Annotated in this window: 24 protein-coding genes; 11 read left to right on the top strand and 13 right to left on the bottom strand. The window is 67.4% G+C overall.

All coding sequences use genetic code 11. The features are described from left to right. Positions 1–30: 30 nt before the first annotated feature. Positions 31–525, bottom strand: a complete 495-nt coding sequence (locus tag AC3WLC_RS12970; RefSeq protein WP_346357232.1) for a YcgN family cysteine cluster protein — start codon at positions 523–525, stop codon at positions 31–33. A gap of 183 nt (positions 526–708) precedes the next feature. Here AC3WLC_RS12970 and AC3WLC_RS12965 point away from each other — a divergent pair, with 183 nt between their 5' ends. The 7 genes from AC3WLC_RS12965 (at position 709) to AC3WLC_RS12935 (ending at position 8,185) form a co-directional block, all read left to right on the top strand. After that, positions 709–1,851 carry an ABC transporter substrate-binding protein gene (locus tag AC3WLC_RS12965; RefSeq protein WP_493684310.1) on the top strand — a complete coding sequence of 381 codons (1,143 nt, stop codon included), beginning with the start codon at positions 709–711 and terminating at the stop codon, positions 1,849–1,851. Then, on the top strand, positions 1,848–2,948 hold the full coding sequence (locus tag AC3WLC_RS12960) for a FecCD family ABC transporter permease (RefSeq protein ID WP_493684309.1): 1,101 nt from the start codon (positions 1,848–1,850) through the stop codon (positions 2,946–2,948). The genes AC3WLC_RS12965 and AC3WLC_RS12960 overlap by 4 nt, the downstream gene beginning before the upstream one ends. Then, entirely contained in the window at positions 2,945–3,742 is a 798-nt protein-coding gene (locus tag AC3WLC_RS12955; protein WP_493684555.1) for an ABC transporter ATP-binding protein, read from the top strand. Before AC3WLC_RS12960 ends, AC3WLC_RS12955 begins: the two co-directional genes overlap by 4 nt. A gap of 31 nt (positions 3,743–3,773) precedes the next feature. Next, positions 3,774–4,556, top strand: coding sequence for a class I SAM-dependent methyltransferase (locus tag AC3WLC_RS12950; RefSeq protein ID WP_493684308.1), 783 nt, complete (start codon positions 3,774–3,776; stop codon positions 4,554–4,556). Between the two features lie 162 nt (positions 4,557–4,718). Continuing rightward, a complete protein-coding gene (locus AC3WLC_RS12945) occupies positions 4,719–6,932 on the top strand; it encodes a transglycosylase domain-containing protein (RefSeq protein ID WP_493684307.1) in 2,214 nt (737 codons plus the stop codon). A 30-nt stretch (positions 6,933–6,962) separates the two neighbouring features. Beyond that, positions 6,963–7,538 (top strand): DUF1214 domain-containing protein, encoded by a 576-nt coding sequence (locus AC3WLC_RS12940; RefSeq protein ID WP_493684306.1) that lies wholly within the window; start codon positions 6,963–6,965, stop codon positions 7,536–7,538. Next, positions 7,535–8,185, top strand: a complete 651-nt coding sequence (locus AC3WLC_RS12935) for a hypothetical protein (protein WP_493684305.1) — start codon at positions 7,535–7,537, stop codon at positions 8,183–8,185. Before AC3WLC_RS12940 ends, AC3WLC_RS12935 begins: the two co-directional genes overlap by 4 nt. 180 nt (positions 8,186–8,365) lie before the next feature. Here the strand turns inward: AC3WLC_RS12935 and AC3WLC_RS12930 are convergent, their stop codons facing one another. The 5 genes from AC3WLC_RS12930 to AC3WLC_RS12910 all read right to left on the bottom strand — a co-directional run bounded on the left by AC3WLC_RS12930 (position 8,366) and on the right by AC3WLC_RS12910 (position 12,959). Continuing rightward, on the bottom strand, positions 8,366–9,265 hold the full coding sequence (locus tag AC3WLC_RS12930; protein ID WP_493684304.1) for an amino acid ABC transporter substrate-binding protein: 900 nt from the start codon (positions 9,263–9,265) through the stop codon (positions 8,366–8,368). A 61-nt stretch (positions 9,266–9,326) separates the two neighbouring features. Further along, positions 9,327–10,634, bottom strand: coding sequence for a dicarboxylate/amino acid:cation symporter (locus AC3WLC_RS12925; RefSeq protein ID WP_493684303.1), 1,308 nt, complete (start codon positions 10,632–10,634; stop codon positions 9,327–9,329). A gap of 172 nt (positions 10,635–10,806) precedes the next feature. Beyond that, positions 10,807–11,856 carry a magnesium/cobalt transporter CorA gene (corA, locus tag AC3WLC_RS12920; protein WP_493684554.1) on the bottom strand — a complete coding sequence of 350 codons (1,050 nt, stop codon included), beginning with the start codon at positions 11,854–11,856 and terminating at the stop codon, positions 10,807–10,809. 138 nt (positions 11,857–11,994) lie between these two features. After that, positions 11,995–12,762, bottom strand: coding sequence for a hypothetical protein (locus AC3WLC_RS12915; RefSeq protein WP_493684302.1), 768 nt, complete (start codon positions 12,760–12,762; stop codon positions 11,995–11,997). After that, a complete protein-coding gene (locus tag AC3WLC_RS12910; protein WP_493684301.1) occupies positions 12,759–12,959 on the bottom strand; it encodes a hypothetical protein in 201 nt (66 codons plus the stop codon). Before AC3WLC_RS12910 ends, AC3WLC_RS12915 begins: the two co-directional genes overlap by 4 nt. Positions 12,960–13,138: 179 nt before the next feature. On the opposite strand from AC3WLC_RS12910, the gene AC3WLC_RS12905 reads away from it, so the two are divergent. Further along, positions 13,139–14,263: a hypothetical protein gene (locus AC3WLC_RS12905; RefSeq protein WP_493684300.1), complete on the top strand. Its 1,125-nt coding sequence runs from the start codon at positions 13,139–13,141 to the stop codon at positions 14,261–14,263. Between the two features lie 3 nt (positions 14,264–14,266). Here the strand turns inward: AC3WLC_RS12905 and AC3WLC_RS12900 are convergent, their stop codons facing one another. Genes AC3WLC_RS12900 through AC3WLC_RS12890 form a run of 3 tightly spaced genes read right to left on the bottom strand, consistent with a single transcriptional unit; the run spans position 14,267 to position 16,987 of the window. Next, entirely contained in the window at positions 14,267–14,602 is a 336-nt protein-coding gene (locus AC3WLC_RS12900; protein WP_493684299.1) for a DUF1491 family protein, read from the bottom strand. Positions 14,603–14,611: 9 nt separating this feature from the next. Further along, positions 14,612–15,163, bottom strand: coding sequence for a hypothetical protein (locus AC3WLC_RS12895; RefSeq protein WP_493684298.1), 552 nt, complete (start codon positions 15,161–15,163; stop codon positions 14,612–14,614). 18 nt (positions 15,164–15,181) lie between these two features. Beyond that, a complete protein-coding gene (locus AC3WLC_RS12890) occupies positions 15,182–16,987 on the bottom strand; it encodes a sensor histidine kinase (protein WP_493684297.1) in 1,806 nt (601 codons plus the stop codon). Between the two features lie 351 nt (positions 16,988–17,338). Here AC3WLC_RS12890 and AC3WLC_RS12885 point away from each other — a divergent pair, with 351 nt between their 5' ends. Next, on the top strand, positions 17,339–17,620 hold the full coding sequence (locus AC3WLC_RS12885; RefSeq protein ID WP_493684296.1) for a hypothetical protein: 282 nt from the start codon (positions 17,339–17,341) through the stop codon (positions 17,618–17,620). A 90-nt stretch (positions 17,621–17,710) separates the two neighbouring features. Further along, entirely contained in the window at positions 17,711–18,136 is a 426-nt protein-coding gene (locus tag AC3WLC_RS12880) for a SufE family protein (protein ID WP_493684295.1), read from the top strand. Between the two features lie 94 nt (positions 18,137–18,230). On the opposite strand, the gene AC3WLC_RS12875 is transcribed toward AC3WLC_RS12880, so the two are convergent. From AC3WLC_RS12875 to AC3WLC_RS12865, 3 genes are all read right to left on the bottom strand, one after another. Beyond that, positions 18,231–19,037 (bottom strand): DUF6456 domain-containing protein, encoded by an 807-nt coding sequence (locus AC3WLC_RS12875; protein WP_493684294.1) that lies wholly within the window; start codon positions 19,035–19,037, stop codon positions 18,231–18,233. After that, positions 19,034–19,453 (bottom strand): helix-turn-helix domain-containing protein, encoded by a 420-nt coding sequence (locus tag AC3WLC_RS12870; RefSeq protein ID WP_493684293.1) that lies wholly within the window; start codon positions 19,451–19,453, stop codon positions 19,034–19,036. The genes AC3WLC_RS12875 and AC3WLC_RS12870 overlap by 4 nt, the downstream gene beginning before the upstream one ends. A gap of 317 nt (positions 19,454–19,770) precedes the next feature. Beyond that, positions 19,771–20,187, bottom strand: coding sequence for a Ros/MucR family transcriptional regulator (locus AC3WLC_RS12865; RefSeq protein WP_346357212.1), 417 nt, complete (start codon positions 20,185–20,187; stop codon positions 19,771–19,773). 397 nt (positions 20,188–20,584) lie between these two features. On the opposite strand from AC3WLC_RS12865, the gene AC3WLC_RS12860 reads away from it, so the two are divergent. After that, the gene (locus AC3WLC_RS12860) at positions 20,585–22,726 is read left to right on the top strand and encodes a S9 family peptidase (RefSeq protein ID WP_493684292.1); all 2,142 of its coding nucleotides are present in this window, start codon (positions 20,585–20,587) and stop codon (positions 22,724–22,726) included. Here the strand turns inward: AC3WLC_RS12860 and AC3WLC_RS12855 are convergent. After that, positions 22,723–24,210, bottom strand: coding sequence for a hypothetical protein (locus tag AC3WLC_RS12855; protein ID WP_493684291.1), 1,488 nt, complete (start codon positions 24,208–24,210; stop codon positions 22,723–22,725). The genes AC3WLC_RS12860 and AC3WLC_RS12855 overlap by 4 nt on opposite strands. Positions 24,211–24,315: the final 105 nt, after the last annotated feature.

Here is a 24,315-nt window from a genome sequence, read left to right as displayed (position 1 = left end):
TGACCCAACGTCGCCACAGCACGAGCGCTTTCAACGCTTTTCGCCACGCGCCGCCTTCGGCCAGCGCAGCGGCCAGGCGACGATGCGCTCGACGATCTCCTCCTCGCCGACTTCGTCCTCATTGGCGTGGACCTTGCCCCGGACCGACACGCCCGCGGCGATGACCGTCTGAGGATCACCGGAGACGAGCGGATGCCACCAGGGCAGATCCCTGCCCTCCCCAAGCAGACGATAGGCGCAGGTCGGCGGCAGCCAGGACAGGGTACGCACCGCATCCGGCGTCAGCGTGACGCAATCCGGCACCGTCTTCGAGCGATTGGCGTAGTCATGGCAACGGCAGGTCCCGGCATCGAACAGGCGACAGCCGATATCGGTCGCGTGAATCTTGCCGCTGTCCTCATCCTCGAGCTTGACCAGGCAGCAGCGCCCGCAGCCGTCGCAGAGCGATTCCCACTCCGCCTCGGTCATCTCCTCGAGCGTCTTGCTGCGCCAGAAGGGCGTGCTGTCGGTCATCGCGTCGGCCATGACCGCTTATGCCCCGGCGAAGCCATGGAGGGAAGCGTGCAACCGCCGCATCATGCGCATCCCGGTCACATTTCTTATATTTATTCTAATCTTTGTTTAGAGGAATTATAAGCTATGAAAATTGACCCAATACACGGATCGCCCTAACGGAGAGAAGAATTCCCTCGTTCACGAGCCGTTTCGATGCTGACCCGCCGACATCTGCTGCGCGCCTTTACCATCACCGCGGGCCTGGCGGTCACCAGCCTGCCCGCGCTGGCCGAGAAGGTCACCGTCACCGACATCGTCGGCCGCAAGGTCGAGGTCGAGGCACCGGTCAAGCGGATCATCCTCGGCGAGGGCCGACAGATGTATTTCGTCGGAGCGCTCGACAAGGACGAGCCGTTCAAGCGCGTCGTCGGCTGGCGCGACGATCTCGGCAAGGCCGATCCCGAAACCTTTCGCGCCTATGCGAAACGCTATCCTGAGATCGCCAAGCTGCCGACCTTCGGCGGGATGAAGGAAGGCGCCTTCGACATCGAGCAGGCGATCGCGCTCAAGCCCGACGTGCTCTTCCTCAACATCGAGGCCAAGATCGCCAGCGACGAGGCCAAGCTGGTCGAGAAGCTCGCCTCGGTCGGCGTCCCCGTGGTCTACGTCGACTTCCGCGAGAAGCCGTTCGAGCACACCGAGCCGTCGATGCGGCTGATCGGCAAGCTCTTCGGTAAGGAGCAGGTGGCGGAAGACTTCATCAAGTTTCGCGCCGAGCAGATCAAGGTCGTGACCGATCGCCTGGCCGGTGCCAAGGACCTCAAGCGCCCGCTCGTCATGATCGAGCGCGCCGGCGGCTATTCCGACGATTGCTGCATGTCCTTCGGCAATGAGAACTTCGGTAAGATGGTCGACTTCGCCGGCGGCCGGAACCTGGCGGAGCCGCTGATTCCCGGCACCTTCGGCACGGTCAACCCCGAGCGCATCGTCGCCGACAATCCCGATGTCGTGATCGTCACCGGCAGCAACTGGGACGGCTATGTCCCCGGCGGCGCCTGGGTCGGCCTCGGCTACGGCGCCGATATGACCGAGGCGCGGCGCAAGCTGACCAACCTGATGAAGCGCCCGGCCTTCGCGCAGACCGCAGCGGTCAAGAACGGCCGCGTCCACGGCATCTGGCACCAGTTCTACAACAGCCCCTACCAGTTCGTGGCGATCCAGGAGATCGCTAAGTGGCTGCATCCGGATCTGTTCAAGGACGTCGATCCGGGCGCGACCATGAAAGTGCTGCACGAGCGCTTCCTGCCGCTGCCCTATGAGCCCGGCCTCTGGGTCTCGCTCGAGGCGGGCAAATGAGTCTGGCCCCCGCCAGCGCGGACGAGATCGTGACCCAGCAGGTGGAAGCTCCACGCAGCGCCCAGGGCCGCGACGCCTACAGGGCGCTGGCGCTGCGCCGCAAGCTGATCCTCGCCGGCTTCGCCGCCGTGCTGCTGGTCTGCCTGATCGTCGACCTGATGCTCGGTCCGGCCCGCTACAGCGTGATCGAAGTGGTCAACGCGCTGATCTCGCCCTCGACCGCCCCGGCTGCGGTCCGCGTCGTGATCTGGGACATCCGCCTGCCGGTCGCGCTGATGGCGGTCGTCACCGGCGCTTCGCTCGCCATCGCCGGCGCGCAGATGCAGACGGTGCTGAACAACCCGCTCGCCAGCCCGTTCACGCTCGGCATCTCAGCCGCGGCGAGCTTCGGGGCGGCGCTGGCGCTAGTCTTCGGCGTCTCGATCGTGCCGCTCGCGATCGACTACATCGTGCCGCTCAACGCCTTCATCATGGCGATGGGAGCCTCGCTGCTGATCCACCTGCTCAGCCAGCGCCGCGGCGTCACCACCGAGACGGTGGTGCTGCTCGGCATCGCGCTGGTCTTCACCTTCAATGCCCTGCTCTCGCTGCTGCAGTTCTTCGCCTCGGAGCAGGCGCTGGGGGCCGTCGTCTTCTGGATGATGGGCTCGCTGACCAAGGCGAACTGGCACAAGCTCGCCATCACCGCGACCGTGCTCGTCTTCTGCCTGCCGCTGTTCGCGCGCCGGGCCTGGGCGCTGACGACCTTGCGGCTCGGCGACGAGAAGGCGGCGAGCTTCGGCATCGACGTCAGGCGCCTGCGGCTCGAGACCATGCTGCTCGTCGCCCTGCTCGCGGCGGTGCCGGTCTCCTTCGTCGGCACGATCGGCTTCATCGGCCTCGTCGGCCCGCATATCGCCCGCATGGTGATCGGCGAGGACCAGCGCTTCTTCCTGCCGGCCTCGGCTCTGGCCGGCGCGGCCCTGCTCTCGGCCTCCTCGGTGGTCTCGAAGTCGCTGATCCCCGGGCTGATCTTCCCGATCAGCATCGTCACCGCACTGGTCGGCGTGCCGTTCTTCTTCAGCCTGATCCTGACCAGCCGGAGGCGCTCATGGTGAAGCGCCTCGCGCTCAGCGATGTCGGCGTCGCCTATGGCAAGCGCCAGATCCTCTCGGGGATCACCACGCCCGAGATGAAGGGCGGCGAGGTCGTCGCCGTGATCGGCCCCAACGCCGCCGGCAAGTCGAGCCTGTTCCGCCGGATCGCCGGGCTGATCCCGGGCGCCGGCGCAGTTCAGGTCGAAAGCTCCGCCGGCAAGACGCCCTGCTATCTGCCGCAGGACACCGCGGTGAATGCAGTGCTGACCGTCTACGAATCGATCCTGCTCGCCCGCAAGCAGGGCGGATCCTGGGGCGTCGGCGACGACGAGCTCGCCGCGATCGACGAAGCCCTGCATGCGCTCGACATCGCCGATCTCGCCTTCCACGGCCTCGGCGAGCTCTCGGGCGGCCAGCGCCAGCTCGTCTCGATCGCCCAGACCCTGGTGCGCCGGCCCGAGATCATGCTGCTCGACGAGCCGACCAGCGCGCTCGACCTGCACCGCCAGTTCGAGGTGCTGAGCCTCGTCTCGCGGCTGGCGCGAGAACGGCAGATCTGCGTGCTGATCGCGATCCACGACCTCAACCAGGCGCTGCGCATCGCCGACAAGGTGATGGTGCTGTCGCAAGGCCGGCTCGCCGCCTTCGGCGCCCCGCGCGAGATCATCACGCCGGCCTTGCTCGAAGAGGTCTACGGCGTCGTCGCGCGGGTCGAGGCGAACGAGGGCGAGACGCCCTTCATTGTCGTCCACGGCTCGGCCCGCAGGCGCAGCCGCGGCGATACGCAGCTTGCTCCCGCCCAGGCGGCAGAATAACACCCTCCCAGTTCAACTTGACGAACCGCCGATGTCAGACAGCAGCCTTTCCAATCCTGGCGCCAACTACTCCCTCAAGGAGGAGATTCGGACCTATTGGTCCGGGCGGGCCGCCAGCTTCGACAGCCAGGTCGGCCATGCCATCAAATCGGATGCCGAGCTCGCCGCCTTCCAGTCGCTGCTGCGGCAATCTTTCGGCACGCAGCCGCGCGAGGTGCTCGATCTCGCCTGCGGCACCGGCGAGATCACCCGCGCACTGCTCTCGCTCGGCCACACGGTCACGGGCATCGACTTCTCCGAGGAGATGCTGGCCCGCGCCCGCGCCAAGCATGGCGACAAGGCCCGCATCCTCGCCGGCGATGCCGAGCACCTGCTCGACGACGATGCGACCTATGACGCGCTGGTGACGCGCCATCTGGTCTGGACGCTGACCGATCCTGAAGCGGCCTTCGCCGAATGGTTCCGGGTGCTCAAGCCCGGCGGCAAGCTGCTCGTCATCGACGGCGACTGGATCAATCGCTCCTGGCTGCAGGGCCTGATCAACCGCGCCGCGACCTTCCTGCGCGAGCGCGCCGGCGCCACCCCGCACGCCGCCGATCGCGACGCCTTCGACTCGATCACCAAGCGCTTCTTCTTCCGAGAGGGCCTGAGCTTCGAGCGGCTCGGCACTATGCTGCGCCAGGCCGGCTTCTCGCGGATCGAGGCGGCCGATTATGCACAGGTGGTCCGGGCGCAGCAGCGCAACGCTGCCCTGCACGACGCGCTCCGGCTGGCCTCCTCGACCCGCTTCGCAGTGCTGGCCACCAAGGGCTGATTGCTCGGCGACACACCCTTTTTGTCGGACAACCACACCTTCGCATACTTCCGTTCCGAGCCCCGAGCCCTTACCTTCTGAGATCGGGCTCGGTCTTCGCCGGCCGGCCCGGGACACCGCGGACACGCGCCCGCGGCAGGCTCAGGATGCCGCACGACCGTGATGGAGTTCAGGAAAGCGAGCTGGACGACCCGTCTCAAGCGCCTCGCGCTGAGCGCCGACTCGTGGATCGACGCCTCGCTCTATGCGGCCGGCCACCGCGCCGGCGAGATCTATGAACGTATCCGCAGCCTCACCGACCGGCTGACCGTCAGCGGCCCGAAACGGCTCGCCGCCGAATTCGCCAGCGAGGGGCTGAATGTCGGCATCGCCGGCGCGATCGTCATGTTGATGCTGGCGATCCCGGCCTTCCGCGAAGGGCGCGAGGAGGCGCTGAAGAACCAGGTCTTCGCCGTCACCTTCCTCGACCGCTACGGCTCCGAGATCGGCCATCGTGGCGCGCGCCATGACGATTCGCTGAAGCTGGAGGAATTCCCCGACCACCTGCTCAAGGCAGTACTGGCGACCGAGGACCGGCGCTTCTACGACCATTTCGGCATCGACGTGATCGGCACCTTCCGGGCCGTCGCCGTCAACGCCCGTGCCTCGGGCGTGGTCCAGGGCGGCTCCTCGATCACCCAGCAACTGGCGAAGAACCTGTTCCTCAGCAATGAGCGTTCGCTCGACCGCAAGATCAAGGAGGCCTTCCTCTCGCTCTGGCTGGAATACCGGCTGACCAAGAACGAGATCCTCAAGCTCTATCTCGACCGCGCCTATATGGGCGGCGGCACCTTCGGCGTCGCGGCGGCGGCCGAATACTATTTCGGCAAGTCGGTGAAGAACGTGACGCTGGCGGAGGCGGCAATGCTCGCTGGCTTGTTCAAGGCGCCGACCAAGTTCGCTCCGCACGTCAACCTGCCGGCGGCACGGGCGCGCGCCAACGATGTGCTGGGCGCCATGGTCGATGCCGGCTTCATGACCGCCGGCCAGGTCGATTCCGCCCGGCGCAACCCGGCGACGCCGATCGACCGCAAGCGCGATGCCAGCCCGGACTACTATCTCGACTGGGCCTTCGACGAGATCCGCAAGCTCGCGGAGGACGGCAAGCTCGGCCCGGAACGGGTGCTGACGGTCAAGACCCCGCATGACCCGGCGATCCAGAAGCGTGCCGACGAGGCGATCGAGTCGGTGCTGCGCCAGCACGGCCCGGCGTATCGCGCGCGGCAGGCGGCGACGGTGGTCATGGACCCTGACGGGGCGGTGCGCGCCATCGTCGGCGGACGCGACTACGGCGCGAGCCAGTTCAACCGGGCGACGTCGAGCCTGCGCCAGCCCGGCTCCTCGTTCAAACCTTATGTCTACGCGGCGGCGATGAGCGCCGGGCTCTACAAGCCGACCACGATCGTCACCGACCGGCCGGTCTGCATCGGCAACTGGTGCCCGAACAATTACGGGCGCTCCTATGCCGGCTCGATGCCGCTGACGGTGGCGCTGGCGAAGTCGATCAACACGATCCCGGTGCAGATGTCGATCGCGATCGGCAAGGCGACCGGCGAGACGCACGAGGCCCGCGCCGCCCGCATCGGCCGGATGAAGATCGTCGAGACCTGCCGCGCCATGGGCCTGACCACGCCGCTGACCGACACCGTCTCGCTGCCGATCGGCGCCGGCGAGGTCACCGTGATCGAGCAGGCCGCCGGCTATGCCGTCTTCGCCAATGGCGGCAAGCGCGCCAAGCCTTATGCGGCCTTCGACATCCGCAACTCGGCCGGCGAGGAGATCTACCGCCATGACCGCGACGAGCCGCCGCCGGCGCAGGTGCTGAGCACGCAGGTCGCGTTCGAGATGAACCAGATGCTCTCGACCGTGCCGACCGCCGGCACCGGCCGGCGCGCCGCGCTCGACGGCGTCGTCAGCGCCGGCAAGACCGGCACGACCAATGGCTACAAGGACGCCTGGTATGTCGGCTACACCGGCAACCTCGTCGGCGCGGTCTGGTTCGGCAATGACGATTCCTCCGAGACCAACAACATGACCGGCGGCTCGCTGCCGGCGATGACCTGGAAGGAGATCATGGGCTTCGCGCATCAGGGCATCGAGCTGAAGCCGATCCCGGGCGTGACGCCGCAGCCGGGCGACGCCAAGGCGGCGGTAGCGAAAGCCGCCGATCCGGGCGCGGCAGCGGGCGCCAGCGCCGGCCACATGCCGCGCAAATCCTTCGAGGTGCTGTCCTCGGTCGGCGCGATGTTCAAGGCGGTCGAGACGCCGCGGACGGCCCGGGCCTCGGTCCAGGTCGGGACCCGCGAGGCCGCGCCCGGCCTCAGCGCCATACGCTAGCGTGCTCCCCATGCGGACCCGGATCGTTCCATGCGCGTCCTCCCGCTGGCCTATGTGATCGCGCTCGGCGCCGGCCTCGGCCTTGTCTCCGCCCGCTACGCGGTGGCGGAGCGGCCCTGGTTCGGCCGTGCGCAGGTCGGCGCCTGGACGAGCTGGCCGAACAGCGGCGCGCGCGACATCGATCCCTATATGCGGGCCTATCTGGCGCGCGGCGTGCACCTGCCGCTCGGCGCCGGCGAAGGGCTGGAGTTGATTGCCGGGGAAGACGATGCCGGGCAGGCACTTGATGCGCGCTGCCGCTATCTCGTCAGCGGGGCGACGCCACCGGCGCGCGGCTGGTCGCTGGGCGTCACCGACCCGCGGGGCCGCCCCCTGCAGCTGCCGGTCGAGCGCGAGAGCTTCACCGATGCCGAGATCGTGCGTGGCGAGCGCGGCAACATGCGGATCGTGCTGGCGGCGACGCCCGAGGCCGGCAATTGGCTGCCGCTGCCGGCCGCAGGTCGCTTCCAGCTGCGCCTGCGCCTCTACGACACGCCGATATCGAGCCATGCCGGCGAGCTCAGGCCCGACACCCTCCCCCGCATCGCCAGGATCGACTGCCGATGAGCGCGATCGACGATAGCCGGGTCATGCCGGCCGCGAAGCGCCCGCCGGCGACCCACGCGGATGCGCCGCGCCGGTTTCTGTCGCGGCTGGGCAGCGGCCTGCTGCGGCTCGTGCTGCTGACCCTGGCCGGACTGCTGCTCGCCGGCATCGTCCACATCGTCACCGTGCTGCGTATACCCACCCTAGCGACGCATGATGCGGCAACCGTCTATGCGGCGCTGGGCGCGAACGGCCGCGCCGAACTGGTGACGCCGCCGCCTGCGGGCCTGCCTGCCCTCCTCGACAGCGATCCCAACAGCGTCGCCGCTGTCTGCAGCTACGACCTTGCGGCTGGTCCGCTGCGGGTGGTGGCGCGTACCGGCTCGCTGCCGCTCGGCCTCACCGTCCATCGCCGTGGCGGCGGCGTCGCCTATGCCATCACCGACCGGGCCGCGATCCGCGGCGTGCTCGAATTCGTGGTGATGACGCAGGAGCAGCTCGACGAGCGGCTGGCCAATGACGAGGAAGGCGAGACCTCGCGGGAGCTGCGCGTGGTCTCGCCGTCGCTGCAAGGGCTCGTTGTCGCCAGGGTGGTGGTCCGCCGCGCCTTCGACCGCAGCGAGGCGGAAGCGCAGGCGACCGGCGTCGCCTGCGGGCTGGCGGATTAGGGCCCGCCCCGTCATTCCGGGGCGGCCCAAAGGGCCGAGCCCGGAATCCATGATCATGAGGGATCGGCGTCAGGGCGCTTCGGCAATTGGCAGCGACCGTTCGGCAACGTCATGTTCATGGGTTCCGGGCTCAAGCGCTACGCGCTTGCCCCGGAATGACGGTCTCACCCCGATCGAACGCTAATCAGGCTTCGCGCTCAGCGTTCCGAAGATCGATTCCAGCTGCGCGCTCATCGGCAGGCGCAGGCGCTCTCCGCCCGGCAGCTTGTGCATGAACCAGCGATTATAGCTGTGCTCGAGTTCGCGGCTCTCGGCGATGGTGCGGAACATCCTGTCGACCAGCGCCGCCATCGCCGGATCGTCGCGGCGGAACATGATGCCGTAGGGGTCGTAGGAGAGGAAGTCGCCGACCACCATCACCTTGTCCTCGGCCTTGGCGCGCGCGATCATGCCGTAGAGCAGGATGTCGTCGCCGGCATAGGCATCGGCCTTCCCGGCCATGAACTGCGCGAAGGACTGGTCATGATCCGGCGTGGTGACGATCGTGGCGCCGGTCTTGAAGCGCGCCTGGAGATCATTCATCGCCTTCTCGTTGGTGGTGCCGGCGGTCACGACCACGGTCTTCCCGCTCAGGTCGCGGAATGAGCGGATACCGGCATCCTTGCGGACCATGAGCTTGGTGCCGGCGACGAAGATCACCGGCGAGAAGGCTGCGGTCCCCTGCCGCTCACGGTTCTGCGTGGTCGAGCCGCATTCGAGGTCGATCTCGCCCTTGGTCAGCGCATCGAAGCGCGATGCCGAGGTGACCGGAACCCATTTCAGCTGCAGCTCGCGGCCGAGCTCGTCGCTCATCGCGTCGACGATCAACCGGCAGAGATCGATCGAATAGCCGATCGGCTCGCGCCTGACGTCGAGATAGGAGAAGGGGAAGGAAGCCTCGCGATAGCCGATGATCACCGCCCCGGCATCGCGCGCCTTCTTCAGAGTACCGGTGAGCGCGTTCGACTGGGTCTGCGCGGAGACCGCCGTCCCGACGAGGCACCCGAATACGGCGATCAGGCCGACAAAGAGCCGTCGCATCGTCGCTCCTTTCGGGCGGCCGCATGGCCGCCCCGTGATCCCTGGATGAGCGGCTGCCGGATCAGGCGGCCTGCCCGGCAAGAGCGCCCGAAGCTCCGGCGGCAACCGGATCGTCGATCGGCTCGCCGAGCTGCCCCTCCCATTTGGCGACGCTCGCCACCGCGATCGAATTGCCAACGGCGTTGGTGGCGGAGCGGCCCATGTCGAGGAACTGGTCGACGCCCATGATCAGCAGCAGCCCGGCTTCGGGAATGTTGTACTGGTTCAGGGTCGCCGCGATGACGACCAGCGAGGCGCGCGGCACGCCGGCCATGCCCTTCGAGGTCAGCATCAGCAGCAGCATCATCGAGATCTGCGTGCCCCAGGACAGTTCGATGCCATAGGCCTGGGCGATGAACAGCACCGCGAAGGTGCAGTACATCATGCTGCCGTCGAGGTTGAAGGAATAGCCCATCGGCAGCATGAAGCTGGAGATCTTGCGGCTGACGCCGAAGCGATCGAGCGCCTCCAGCATCTTCGGATAGGCCGCCTCCGAACTCGCCGTGGAGAAGGAGATCAGGAACGGCTCCTTGACCAGGCTGACGAGCCTCATGACGCTCGGCCCCAGGATCAGGAAGCCGACCACGACCAGGAGCCCCCAAAGCAGGAACAGGCCGAGATAGAACGAGCCCATGAATTTGGCGAAGGTGACGAGGATGCCGAGCCCCTGCGTGGTGATGGTCGAGGCGACGGCGGCGAACACGGCGATCGGCGCGAAATACATCACCATGCCGGTGATCTTCAGCATCAGATGGGCCATCTGATCGATCATCTCGGTCAGGGCCTTGCCGGTCTCGCCCATCGAGGCGAGCGCGATGCCGGCGAAGAGCGAGAACACCACGATCTGCAGGATTTCGTTGGTGGCGAGCGCCTCGGCCACCGATTTCGGCACGAGATGGGTGATGAAGTCCTTCAGCGTAAAGGAGGAGGTCTTGAGATTGGTCGCGGCGCCGACATCGGGCAGCGGCAGGCCGATATTGTGGCCGGGCTGGAGAAGGTTCGCCAGGATCAGCCCGAGCGCCAGCGACACCAGCGAGGCGATCATGAACCAGCCGAGCGCCTTGATGCCGACGCGGCCGATCGAGGAGGTGTCGCCCATATGGGCGATGCCGACGATCAGCGTGGTGAGCACCAGCGGGCCGATGATCATCTTGATCAGCCGCAGGAACACCGTGGTGATGATGTTGATGTTGTCGGCGATCTGCCCGGCGACCTTCGGGTCCGGGTAGTTGATGTTGCACATATAGCCGACGATGACGCCGAGGATCATGCCGATCAGCACATACATGGTGATCGGTGGTCTTTTCTTGGTTTCCGCCGCGGCCGCCATTGTCTCGCTCCCTCATGCCTCAAGGTCAACAATGCAGTGCCCGGCGGCGCGCCTATCGGCGTAGCCAGCCGATCACAACCAGAAGGTTCAACTTGCAGTATCCGATGTCAATGACGCGCATATCAGCGCCTTGCCGGGCCAGCGTATTGAAAAGGCCCGATAGTGCCGCCATTCAGAGCCAGCCATTGCGCTTGAAGCGCCAGTAGAGCGTGCTGCAGGCGGTGACGATGAAGGCCAGCACGACATAGTAGCCGTAGTGCATCTCGAGTTCCGGCATGTTCTTGAAGTTCATGCCGTAGATGCCGGCGACCGCCGTCGGCACCGCGAGAATGGCCGCCCAGGAGGCGAGCCGCTTGGTGATGGAATTCTCCTGGCTCTGGCCGACGAGCAGGCTCGCCTCGAAGGCGAAGGCGAGCACCTCGCGCAGGCTGTCGATCTTCTCCTGCACGGTGCGGACATGGTCGGTCACGTCGCGGAACATCGGCGCCAGCGTCGGGCGCACCTGTGGGACGCTGCCATTGGTCAGGCGCTGGCAGACCTCGACGAGCGGGCCAGCGGCATTGCGCAGCCGCAGGAGGTCGCGCCTGAGCATGTAGAGCCGCTCGATGTCGGCCCGCGTCATCGGCTTGGCGAGGACCTTGTCCTCGATCTCCTCGACCTCGTCATGGATCGCCTCGAGCACAGGCATGTAGTTGTCGACGATGAAATCGAGGATGGCGTAGAGGATGAAGTCCTCGCCCTTGGCCAGCGAGGTCGGGCAGGTCTCCCAATGCTGCCGGACCGAGGTATACGAGGTCGAGGCGCCGTGCCGGACGCTGACGATGTAGCCGTGGCCGACGAAGATGTGGGTCTCGCCGAAGGCGATGCGCTTGTCGACCATCTGGGCGGTGCGGGCGACGACGAAGAGCGCATCGCCATATTGCTCGAGCTTCGGCCGCTGATGGGCATTGGTCGCGTCCTCGACCGCCAGAGGATGCAGATTGAACTGCTGCTGCACGCATTTGAGGAGCGCGGGTTCGGGCTCGAACAACCCGATCCAGACGACATGGCCGTCCTTGCGCGACCATTCGCCGGCTTCCTCGATCGGGATGTCGGCGATGCGCACGCCATGGGCATAGACGCTCGAGGCAATGACGCCGGCCTCATGGCGATGCCCCTGATCGACAGGCGGATCGGAGGGCGCTTCCGCTGCAGCCGAAGCCGCAAATCTGATTTTTGTCACTGACATGCGATCACCCCACCGATCGCCGGCTCATGATCGGCAGGCTAGACCTAATACGAGCGGGATGGGAACCATTTTTCGCAGTGCGGACGACGCGGCTTTCGATCGACCGACGCGCGCGCTTGCGGGGATGAGCCGCTAACCCTTGTAGACGACGGGAGCCCGCGACGGCCCGCCCTCGCCCTTGCCGCCGAAGACGCCGATCAGCGGCAGGTTGCAGGCGGGACCGACTTCGCTCTCCATTCCCATGATGGCACGCTCGGCCCGGACCGCCTCGCGCGACGGCATCTCGACGACCAGGGCTTCGAGCGCATAGCGGTAGCTCTTCAGCCGGAAGCGGGCACGCTCGCAGACCCAGAGCATCAGCCCCTCGTTCTCGGCGACGCGGTCATAGGCCGGGTCGCGCTGCTCGGGCGGCAGCTGTTGCGAGGCGTCGAGGGTACGCAGGCGCGCGCGATCGGCATTGATCACCCGCAGGGCATTGGCGCGGAACTGCGCGAGCAGGAGCCGGTCGCCATTGGCGTCCTCACTCAGCCGGTTGTAGCGCGACGCCTGCGAGGCGAAGGAGCCGGAGACCAAGGCACGCTGATAGGCGGTGAAGTCGTCCGACTGGGCCTCGACCGGCAGGATGCGGGCATGGGCGAGCTTGGAGACCTCGCGCTCGAAATGGCTCTTCTCATGCGCGGGCAGGACGAGCCGCCAGGCGCGGGTCCGCAACTGCTCCTCGTCGTCGGTCAGATGGAACCAGGACGAGGCCTCGCCGCGGAAGCGCGCGCTCCAGTCGCCGATCGCCGGCGCAAGCTGGTCGGCGAAGATGTTGGGGCGGGGCCGGCCGAGATCGCCGGTGGTCGAGCAGCCGGCAAGCAGAAGGCAGGACAATGCCGCAGGTGCGACGACTGCCCTCACCCCGGACGCCTGCGCCGGCTCTCACGTTCACCGCGGCCGGCGGGACGCGGCCGCCGCGGCGGCTTGCTCGCGGCCGGCTCGTGCTGGCGCTCGTAGCGCACGCCGGTGAAGAACAGGATCTGGCCAAACGGGCCCGCCGCTGCGGTCCCCTGGCTGGCTGAGCGCCTGCGCGGCGCGAAAGGAATGACGTCTGCCATGATGCGCCTCCCTTGCTGGCGCCTGCGCCCAATTCGCTGACAACGCGGAAGCCCGAATGGCTGCATGCACACATCGCGCCAGCCATCCTCAAGACCATCAAGCGCCATCATGGTTAACGCCGTGCTAACGCATCGGGGATAAGTTTCGCAAAAGTGCAGTTTGCCGACGAGAATCGCCCATGCCGTCCCGCATCGCCACAGACCTTGCCGAACTCGCCAGGCTGGCCAGCGATGGCGGGCTCGACCTGCGGCAGGTCGCATTGCGGGTGAAGACCGATCTGCTCCTGGCGACGCCACGCCCCTCGCCCGAGGACATGGAGGCCTTCCGCGCCATGGCCGAGGCCCTGATCCCGGTGGTCGACGACGCCACGGCGACGATCCTCGCCCGCAAGCTCGCAAGCTGGCCGCATGCGCCGCGCGAGGTGCTCACAGCCTTGCGCGCCCGCGGCGGCGAGGTGCTGGCCGCGCTGATCGGCAACGGCATGCCGCTCACCGCGGCCGAGATCGAGGAGATCGCGGCCGACGGCGACGACGAGGCCAGGACCGCCCTTGCCGGCCGACACGACCTCACCAGCAGCGCCAGCATCACGCTTGCGGGCTGCGACAGCGCTAAGATCGATGCGGCGCTGGTCGCGAACGATGCGATAATGCTGCCGCATGCCGCGCTCGACCTGCTGCTGCCGCGCGCCGTCGGCACGCCGCCCCTCGGCGCAAGTCTGTTGGCACGAGCCGACCTGCCGGTATCGGAGCTGATGCCGCTCTTCCTGCAGGCGAGCCTGGAGAAGCGTCTCGCCATGATCGACGCCGCCACGGCCCGTGAGGCACTGGCACCCTCGCCGCGCCCGGCGACACTTCCCGGCGACCGGCTCTCCGGCTTGATCGCGACAGCACTGTCCGATCGCAATGGCGCCTTCGCCGCACTGGCGGATGCCTTCGGCGGCGATGCTCGTTTCGCGACCGCGATGGCGAATGATTCATCGCGCCAACTCGCCGCGCTGGCATTGATCGGCTGCGGAGCGAGCCCGGAGGATGCGACGCGCTTCCTGATCGGGCTCGGCGATGATGCGGCCCGCTCGGTCGAGCGCATCTTCGCCCTGGTCGAGCTGATGCGGGCGCTGCAGCCGGCGGTGGCGCGCCGGCTCGCCCAGCAGATCGGTGGGATCGCGCCGCGCAGCACGAGATCGGGCGCCCTGCAGCCCGCCATGGACCCAAGCGGCACCTCGGCACGCCCCGGCGCCGAGCGAACGCCGTCCCGCAGCATCGTTCAGGAGGTCAGGCGCAGGCTCGGCGGCGGCGCCGACTGAACGCTAGCTTTCGACGACATCCAGCCGAGCATCGCCGGCGCGGTTCTCGATCTCGACCAGCCAGAGATCGCTGTCGAAGCGCACCTCGCGCGCGACCCGATCCTCGATCGCGAGCGGATCGGCGTCGAGGATGAGCTGGAAACGTCGCTCGCCTGTCTCGTCGGCCAGAGCCTGCGGAGCTGGGCCATAGAGCGCCGCGGTGCCGTCGAGGCGGTCGAGCTTGACGAAGATGGCGCCGGCCTCGCGCGCGCCGCGCCGGCGCAGCACCGCGACGAGCCTGTCAAACGCGGCCTGGCGTAGATAGGCCGAAACCCAGAAATCGCTGGTCAGGCGCGGCAAGACCGCGGCTCAGCGCCGCTGGCCTTTGATGTCCGCCGGCGGGCGGATATCGGCGCCGTTGATCAGGTCCGCGATCGGATCGCGCGCCGCCTGCTGGGCGGCGGGAGCCGAACGAGCCGGGACTGTCGCCGCCTGGGCCTGGCGCGGCTGGGCGGGAGCGACCGGCGCCGGCGGACGCGGCGCCGCGTCGCGGGCAGCCGGTGCCAGGGTGCCGGGCCGCGCCGGCGGCATCACTGCCTGCGGGGCGGCTGCCGCATTGGTAGGCTCCGCGACGACCGGCGTCTCGACGCGACGCTGCTCGGCCGGCCGCGCCGCCGATTGCGAGGGCGGCGACAACATCGGGGCGGGATGGCGGCCCTTCTGGAACAGCACCGCGTTCAGAACGATCAACACCGAGGCCGCCGCGAACAGCAGCACGATAAGGCCACGGCCCGGGCGCTTCGTGAACCAGCGGAGCAGCCGCGCCGGCAGCGACGGCGCGGCGCGTCGGCCGGCGGGACGGCGGACGGGCATCGACAGCGTCGCATCGGAGCGGGCACGGGCGGCAAGCGTGGCTGACATGGGTCTTGAACTCTCGGGTCAGGCGGTCAGGCGAACGGGTTGCTTGGTCTCGAGGCCGCGGCGCGGCGCGCGAGCGAAGGTTGCGATACGGGCCGGCTCGTTCGTGGCAGCAACACCGCCGATCGGCAGGCGGACGCCGACGCGCGTGCCGCTGCCGGGGGCGCTCTCGATGGTGAGCGTGCCGCCATGCAGGCCGACCAGGCCGCGCACCACCGACAGGCCGAGGCCGGTGCCGTCATGGGCGCGGTCGTAAGAAGACTTGGCCTGGAAGAAGGGATCACCCAATCGCGGCAGGTCGGTGGCGGCGATGCCGATGCCCGTATCGGAGACCGAGAGGTCGATCATCCCGCCATCGCGCACCAGAGCGAGCGTGACGCGCCCGCCGGGCGGCGTGAACTTGATCGCGTTCGAGAGCAGGTTGAGCATCACCTGCTTCAACGCGCGCCGGTCGCCGAGCAGCTGCGGCAGCTCGGGGCCGACGATGCGTTCGAGCGTGACCGTGCCGCTGCTGGCCTTGAGCGCGACGACATTGCAGCAATCTTCGGCGAGCTCGGCCATGTCGAGCGCATCCTGCTCGATCGTCATCGCGCCGCTCTCGATCTTGGAGACGTCGAGCAGCGTGTTGACCACATCGAGCAGGTGCTGGCCGGAATCATGGATTATCCTGGCGTATTCCTGGCGCTGCGCCGGGCTGAAGGAGACCCCGAGATCGCCGCCCAGCATCTCCGAGAAGCCGATGATGGCGTTGAGCGGGGTACGCAGCTCATGGCTGACCGTCGCCAGGAACTGGCCCTTGACGTCGCTCGCCTTGACCGCCTCGGCGTGGTTGCGCTCGCGCTCCTCATCGATCGCATGCCGGTCGGTGACGTCGCGGCTGACGCAGACGACGGCGGCGGCGCCATGCGGGCCGGACTGCTCGATGCGCCGCGCGCTGAGGTCGAGCCAGCGGACCACCGGGCTCGCAGTGCCGCGCCCATCGGCACCCGCCGGGACGAAGAGGACGCGGAAGCAGGCGCTGGCCCGGCCGCTGCCATGGGCGGCGTCGCTCAGCGCCTTCAGGAAGAGCGGCCGGTCGGCGATGTGGACGCGCTCGAACAGGCCGCGGCCGAAGAGTCCTGCCGGCTCGGCTCCGGTCAGGTTGCGGGCGGCCTCGTTGGCGAAGACGACGGCGCCGGCCGCATCGTGCCAGGTGACGAGATCGCCGACATGCTCGAGCATCATTTGCGCCCGGGCGTCGGAGGCGCGGTGCTCTCGCAATTCGTCGTCGCGGCGATAGAGGAAGCCGACCGTGATCAGCGCCGCATGCAGGATCGCGACGGCGGCGAAGACGGGCATCGCCTGCCAGGTCCAGGGCGCCGGCTGTGCGATCATGCCGGTTCCCTGCAGGGCGACGACGGCGCCGAGACCGATCACAGCGAGCGCGCTGGCACGCGCCACATAGGGACGGGAGCCGAAGAACATCGCCTCGGCCGGCACCGCGGCGAGCCAGAGCAGCAGCGGGGAAGCAGCCCCGCCGGTCAGGCAGGCGAGCGTGGTGATCAGCAAGGTCAGCGCGGCGCCGGACAGGCAATGCGCGAGATCAAGCCGCCCGGTGCGCGAGAGCAGGAACACGGCCAACAGCGGCAGCGCCATGGCGACGAGCACAAGCAGTTCGAGCGCGCCGATACGGCCGCGCCAGGCGATATAGGCCGGCATCAGGCTGAGCGCCGCGACCGAGGCGGCGAGCCTGCTCAGCATGAAGCGCTCATGACGCATGCGCTCGAGCGAATCGGCCAGCGCCGATGGATGGACCATCGCCGCGACCTGCGCCCTCACCGCCGTCATCAAACTGGAAAACCGCAAACGCGCACCTCTGCCGGCCGTCGGCGCTTTCGCCCCGCCTTGTTGACCCGATCCTCGCGGCTGCCGTTTAAGCGGGGCTTAAAGCGGCGGAGCCGGAAACCTGGCGCTTCCATGGCGAAGGCAGAAATAGCTTTTGTTTTTCAACAAATTGCACAGGTCGCCACACACCTGCCGAGGCTAGGCTGTTGTTCGCGGCAAGGTGAATGGAAGCTGAAGACGATAACCCGCCTTTGATTCAAATCGACGCTGTCGACGACACCTGATCTTTCGACCCAGGCGCTATGGTTCGCTCATCCGTAGGCTGGGGAGCCTGGAACCGGACGGGGACGTAAGATGGCCTATCTTCTGCGCAGCTTGGCGATCGTCGGCGCAATCGCGCTGTACTCGCCCGTGCACGGCACGAAGAGCGAGCCCGATGCGCTCGTGGTCGATGCCAAGGCCGCGATCGCCATCCTCGCCAAGATCGATCCCAAGGCGGCGCTGCAAGGCGCGGCCAGCATCCGCGAAGCCGCCGAGGTTCTGGCCGGGCTGGAGCCGGAGACCCGGGCTCGGGTGCTTGCCCTGGCGGCGAATGCCGCGACCCGCAGCAGCGAGACGCCACCGCGACACCGCTGAGGCTTGACCTCGCCACGCGACAGGCCGAAGAGCTTCGCCGTCCCCGCCCCTTGTTCCGGCGGGATGAGCCGGAGGCCGTTAGCGGAATTCATGAGCGAGAGCCTCGACGAGATCGTCACCAATTTCGAGCTGCTCGACGAGTGGGACGATCGCTACCGCTATCTGATCGAGCTCGGGCGGACGCTCGCGCCGCTGCCCGAAGAGGCGCATAGCGACGCCAACAAGGTGCGCGGCTGCGCCAGCCAGGTCTGGCTCGAGACCAAGAGCGAGGGCGGCCCTGGCGAGGCGTCGCGCCTCAGCTTCCGCGGCGACAGCGACGCCCATATCGTGCGCGGGCTGGTCGCGCTCGCCATCGCCATCCATTCCGGCCATACCGCGCAGGAGATCCTGGCGACCGACGCCTTCGCGATCTACGAGCGCCTCGGCCTCGCCGCCCATCTGACGCCGCAGCGCTCAAACGGCGTGCGCGCCATGATGGAGCGGATCAAGAGCGACGCCCGCGCGGCACTCGCCTAAAGCAATTCCGCCATTCTTCGAATCGCGGAATTTCTCTAAGTCTTTGTGTTGCATTTCTTCACGCGAACCGGTGTCCACTTCGCTCGAAAATGCTCTAGTCGCGCGGTTCAGGCGGAGCCTGGATCGTCGGGCGCGCGTCCGGCCCGCGCCAGGCATGGCTCGCCGATCGCTCCTGTTTCCCGCCGAGCCCGTAATGCTCGACCAGCGCCGCCAGCGCCAGGCGCAGCACGACCTTGGCCGAGCGCGCCGGCCATTTACGCTCGCGCTCGACCTGGTCGAGCCCCTTGAGGAAACCGCAGACATCGATCGCCAGCCCCGATAATTCGGGGCCGAGGCGCTTGCAGGCGAGGCGCACGCGCTGGCGCGCCGCGAGGCTGGAATCGGAGGCTTCGGCCGGTCCGCGCGCCGAGGCATGGGTGCCGGCGGCAAGGCCCGCATCCCAATTGACCGTCACCCGCGGCAGCATCTGCGCCAGTGTCAGATCGGCGCGGAAGCGCTCGCCGGCGGCGAATTCGGCAGCCGAGATCTGGGGCTGCCCATCCTTGCCCGGACGGCGATGGAGCCAGAGCAGCGGGCTCTCGCGCTCATCCAGCACGACCTGCTGCGCCTCTCCGTCGACCATCACCGTCGTCGTCGCGCGGGATTTGCCAGGCTCGGTGCCGGCAAGGCGCAGCCGGCGCTTGCCCGCTTCGATGATCCAGCCGGCGAAACCGGCCGCGACGAGAGCCTCCACCTCAGCGGCCTCGACATAGCCGGCCCCGAGCGTCGCTCCGCCGGCGCCACGACGGTAGAGCGCGATCCGGCCACAGCCGAGCGGAGAATCGACGCCGTAGGCACCCGGCTCGCTCAGATGACGCAGCAGGCGGGACGGCGACTGGTTGCGATCGTCACCGGCATTCATCGCGCCGCCTCCGGGCCGAACCCCAGTTGCAGACCGACAGCGAGGTGCGCCAGCCCGGTCTCGAGCGCGGTGACGGCCAGGTCGAAGACCGGCAGATCGCGCCGGTCTTCGATCAGGACGCAGGCATGACGCACGGTGGTGCGGTCGCGCTCGAAACAGGCCCCGACCTCGGTCAGGGTCAGACCGAAGCCGACATGCGTCAGATACATCGCAAGCTGACGGGCAAAGGCGATCCTGTGCGGCCCGCGCCCGGCTCGCAGAGCACCGGCGGGCAGGCCCATCGCGCCGCAGACAGCCGCTTCGACCAACCGCGCCGATGCCGCACAGCTGACAGGTTCCTGCCGCTTGGCAATCAGATTGTTCATGATATGTTCCATTGCGGGCATCGCCTCCCCGAATTCAACCGCGACGCTCACAGGTATATATTCCTATGTCTTCTGCGACAAGCACGCGATGAGCCGTTGCGACAGGCTCCTGACAATTCCGGGTTTGCGACGATTGGCCCTGGGCGACAGCGAATAGAGAAGCGCGGGGGCCCCCTTCTGGAAGGAGAGGTTTCCCCGCGCATGACAGATTTCTGATCGCTTATCGGAGCACGTTCAGCGCATCGTTCGAGCCGGCCGAGCAACCGTGCCGGCAAATGCCCACGCGGAAGTCGAACCCAACAAAAAAGCCGCCGGCTCAGCCGGCGGCTCCACTGCATGGGCGACGATGCAGCTTGGTCTGCGGTGAATCAGCGGCGCTTGCGGCGCTGCTGGCCGAGACCCATCTTCTTGGCAAGCTGCGAGCGCGCTTCGGCATAGTTCGGCGCGACCATCGGATAGTCGGGCGGCAGGCCCCACTTCTCGCGATACTGCTCGGGCGACATGTTGTACTGCGTACGCAGATGGCGCTTGAGCGACTTGAACTTCTTTCCGTCCTCCAGGCAGATCAGATAATCGGCCGTGATCGACTTCTTCACCGCGACGGCAGGCTTGGGCGCCTCGACCGGCACAACCGGTGCAGCGCCGCCGACGACGCGATTGAGAGCGGCGTGAACATCACTGATCAGCGCCGGCAGTTCGGAGGCAGGAACAGAATTGTTCGACACGTAGGCGGAAACGATATCTGCCGTGAGCTCGATGAAATCGGAACCGTCTTGGTCAGCCATGATGGCATTGCTCCATTGTTATATTGACCGGTCGTAGCGGTGACTGCTCCTAGCTCTGTTTCCAGGCGCAAGCGCCCTCCCTGATCGCCGCCGACGAACGGTCGAATTTCCGCCGGAATAGAATCATGCAAAACGGACCAGCCGGCACTCGTCTAAGCCATGTCCTTCAATATCGCAAGTGGCCTGACAAGGATTCGAATACATTCGCCGAGACATATTATTGCTTATTTTGTGAGCGCAGATCGTAACCAGAGCGCTTTGCGCTGCAGCATTTGCGCCAAAAGGTTGTCCTTGTCAGTGTCTGCCTCGACCTCTACCTGTCATCATCGGCAAAGATGGAACGATCCCTATATGGATCGCATCCTTGGAAATGATCAAACGAGTCCGGAGACCAAGCATGACTAGCCAAGGCAAGGTCGCCTCACCGCCGATTGCCGCGATCCGCCCACAGAGCCGTACCGTCCATGGCGTCACCCTGAACGACGACTATGCCTGGCTGCGCGCCGAAAACTGGCGCGACGTGCTGCGCGACCCCGACACCCTGCCCGCCGAGATCCGCAAGCATATCGAAGCGGAGAACGCCTGGTGCGACACGCTGATGGCATCGACGAAGGCGCTCCAGCGCGAATTGATCAAAGAAATGCGCGGGCGCATCAAGGAAGACGACAGCGAGCCGCCGCAGCCGGACGGGCCGTTCCTCTATTACAGCCGCTACCGCCGCGGCGGCGAACACCCGCTGATCTGCCGCAAGCCGCGCGCGAACGAAGGCGGCAAGGCCGGGCGCGAGCAGGTCATGCTCGATGCCGACGCCCTCGCCGAGGGCAAGGAGTTCTTCGATCTCGGCGATGCCGAGCACAGCCCCGACCATCACCTCCTCGCCTGGAGCGCCGACGAGGCCGGCTCGGAGCTCTTCCTGATCCGGGTACGCGATCTCACCACCGGCAAGGACCTGCCGGACGCGATTGCCGACACCTCCGGCGAAATGATCTGGGCCGCCGATTCCAGCGCCTTCGTCTATGTCGCGCTTGATGACGACCACCGCCCGACGCGCGTGCTGCGCCACCGGCTCGGCACGCCGCAGAGCGAGGACGAACTGCTCTATGAAGAGACCGATCCCGGCCTGTTCGCCGATATTGACCAGACCCAGTCGCGCCGCTTCCTGCTGATCTCCAGCAGCGACCACGAGACCTCGGAGGTCAGTCTTGTGGATCTTGCCGACGAGGCCGGCAAGCCCCGGCTGATCGCGCCGCGACTGGCAGGGCGCCAATATAGCGTCGAGCATCACGATGACGCGTTGCTGATCCTGACCAATGCCGACGGGGCCGAAGACTTCAAGATCGTAAGCGCGCCGCTCAGCGATCCCTCGCCGTCGAACTGGGGCGATCTCGTGCCGCACAAGCGCGGCCGGCTCATTCTCAGCCATATCTGCCTCGCCGGCCGGCTGATCCGGCTGGAGCGCGAGGAGGGCCTGCCGCGCATCGTCATCCGCGACCTGAAGAGCGGAGCGGAGAGCAGCATTGCCTTCGACGAGGAGGCCTATGGGCTCGGCGTCGATGCCGGCTACGAGTTCGAGACCGACCGCTTGCGCTTCATTTACGCCTCGATGGCGCGGCCGGCCGAGACCTATGACTATGATCTCACCACTGGCGCGCGTACCCTGGTGAAGCGCCAGGAGGTACCCTCCGGCCACGATTCCGAAGCCTATGTCGTGCGCCGCATCTTCGCGACGGCCAAGGACGGCGCCAGGGTGCCGGTCTCGCTGCTGCACCGGCGCGACCTGACGCTGGATGGCTCGGCACCCTGCCTGCTCTACGGCTACGGCTCCTATGGCGCAGCGATGTCGGCCTCGTTCCGGACGCGGCCGCTCAGCCTGGTCGATCGCGGCTTCGTCTACGCCATCGCCCATATCCGCGGCGGCACCGACAAGGGCTGGAGCTGGTATCTCGACGGCAAACGCCAGAACAAGCCCAACAGCTTCACCGATTTCATCGCTGCCGGCGAGATGCTGGCGGCCGAGGGCTTCACCAGCCGCGGCCGCATCGTCGCCGAAGGCGGCAGCGCCGGCGGCATGCTGATGGGCGCGGTCGCCAATCTCGCGCCAGAGCTGTTCGCGGGCATCATCGCCGAGGTGCCCTTCGTCGACGTGCTCAACACCATCCTCGACGAGAGCCTGCCGCTGACGCCGATGGAATGGCCGGAATGGGGCGACCCGATCCGGGACATCGCCGCCTTCCGGACGATCCTGGGCTATTCGCCCTATGACAACGTCAAGGCACAAGCCTATCCGCCGATCCTGGCGACGGGCGGGCTGGCCGACCCACGCGTGACCTATTGGGAGCCGGCGAAATGGGTTGCGCGGCTGCGCGCGACCATGACCGGCGGCGGCCCGATCATGCTGCACACCAATATGGACGCCGGCCATGCCGGGGCGGCCGGACGCTTCGACTCGCTGAAGGAGACCGCCCTCGCCTATGCCTTCGCCATCACGGCGGCAGGCGGTGGCTGGGACACGGCCGATGAGACGGCGGGCTCAAGCTAGGCGCCGAGCTTGTCCTTCTCGCTGGCGAGATAGGCCTTCAGCTCGTCCATCGAGGCGAAGACATAGTCGCCATCCGGCGTGCGCGCATGGATCGAGCCGTCGGCGAACATGGTGAACTGCGTCTCGCCGACCTGATAGGCGCCGATCACGCCCTCGTCGGATGCCGCAGGCTCCTCGTCCGGCTTGGCCTCTATTGCCTTGGCCTCGGCTGCCTTGGCATCGGCTGTCTTGGCACCGTCGGCTGATGGCTCGGCTTTCTCGACCGGCGACGCGTCCGCCTCGACGGAGACGGGTTCGGCGACGTCCTGCGACATCGGCTCCGACTCGGATGCCGTCTCCTGCGCGGACACAGAAGGCTTGTTCTCCTCGGGCGTGTGCCCGACATTCGTCTCCTCCGTCGCCGCCTTGTCGGCGGGCTCGGTCTCGACCTCGCTCAGCGCGCCGGGATCGCGCGGCTGGGTCACCGGCGGCCAGGGCCGCGGCGCCATCCAGCTCTCGGCGACGTCCGGGGTGCCGCGATCACGCCGCGGCGGCTCGACTTCGGGCGCGTTGACGACGCCGGCGAGCTGGTCGCGCAGCGCGTTGAATTCATCGTCGACGGAAGAGGTCGGCTCCTCCCGAGTCGGGCGGTCGATGCGCGGCCACCAGAGCTGGTCCTCGGAACTCGACGCAGGCACGGCCTCCGGCTCGAAGGTGTCGTCGCGCTCGTCATCGTCCTGCTTGGCGCCAGGCTCATCCACCGCGGCGTCCGGTTCGGCAATGTCAGCGACTTTCGCGCCAGACGTATGCGAGGTCTCGTCGGTGTCGGCGGTGTCCAGATGCTTCGGCTTGTCCTGCGTGTCCTCGGCCTTCTCGTTCGCCTCGTCGTCCGCGCCTGGCTCATACGGGCGAACATCCGCGGGGGCGACATCGAGCACCGGAGAGACCGGAGGCAGCAGCCAGTCGTCGATGTCGCCGGCCGTGGTCGACGGCGCCTGCACCGGCTCGGCGACCGCCTCGGCGAGATTGGAGCGGGAACTGTCGTCCCCCTGCGCCTTCACGGCTTGATCCGCGTCGGCAGCGGCCTTCTCGCCCGGCTTTTCCTCGGTCTTCGCCAGGCTAGTGAGCGCGCCGGCCACAGCAGCCGCACCTGCGCCGACGGCCAATGTGGTGGCGATGCCGACAGGCTTCGCCTCGGGCTCAGGCGCCTTATCGAGCACGGGCTCCGGGCGCGCTGGCGCCGGGCTCGGCGTCGGCCGCTCGTTGGCCCGCGGCTCGGACAGCGTCGCCACTGCCATCACGCCGCTGACCAGCCCCTTGAGCCGGCGGACCTCCGCGAGAACCGCCGCGAGCGCGAGCAGGATCAGGCCCGCGACGAGCGACAGTCCTCCCAGGATGACTTCAGTGAAGCCACGTTCCAGGACACGATATGGCCAGCCATCGACGATGGCATAGGCGCCGCCCGCCAGCAGGGCGAACCCGAGAACCACGAAAAGCCTGACCAACGCTTGCTCCTTTGGGGCGAGACGAGCTGCGACAGCTTGCCGCCTCGCCGGTTAACCTATCGATACCATGCGGTATTGCCAACCAAACGGCCTGCACGCGCCCTC

Source organism: Allobosea sp. GW821-FHT03A12 (assembly GCF_058986765.1).
This window is presented reverse-complemented; position numbering and strand designations above follow the sequence as displayed.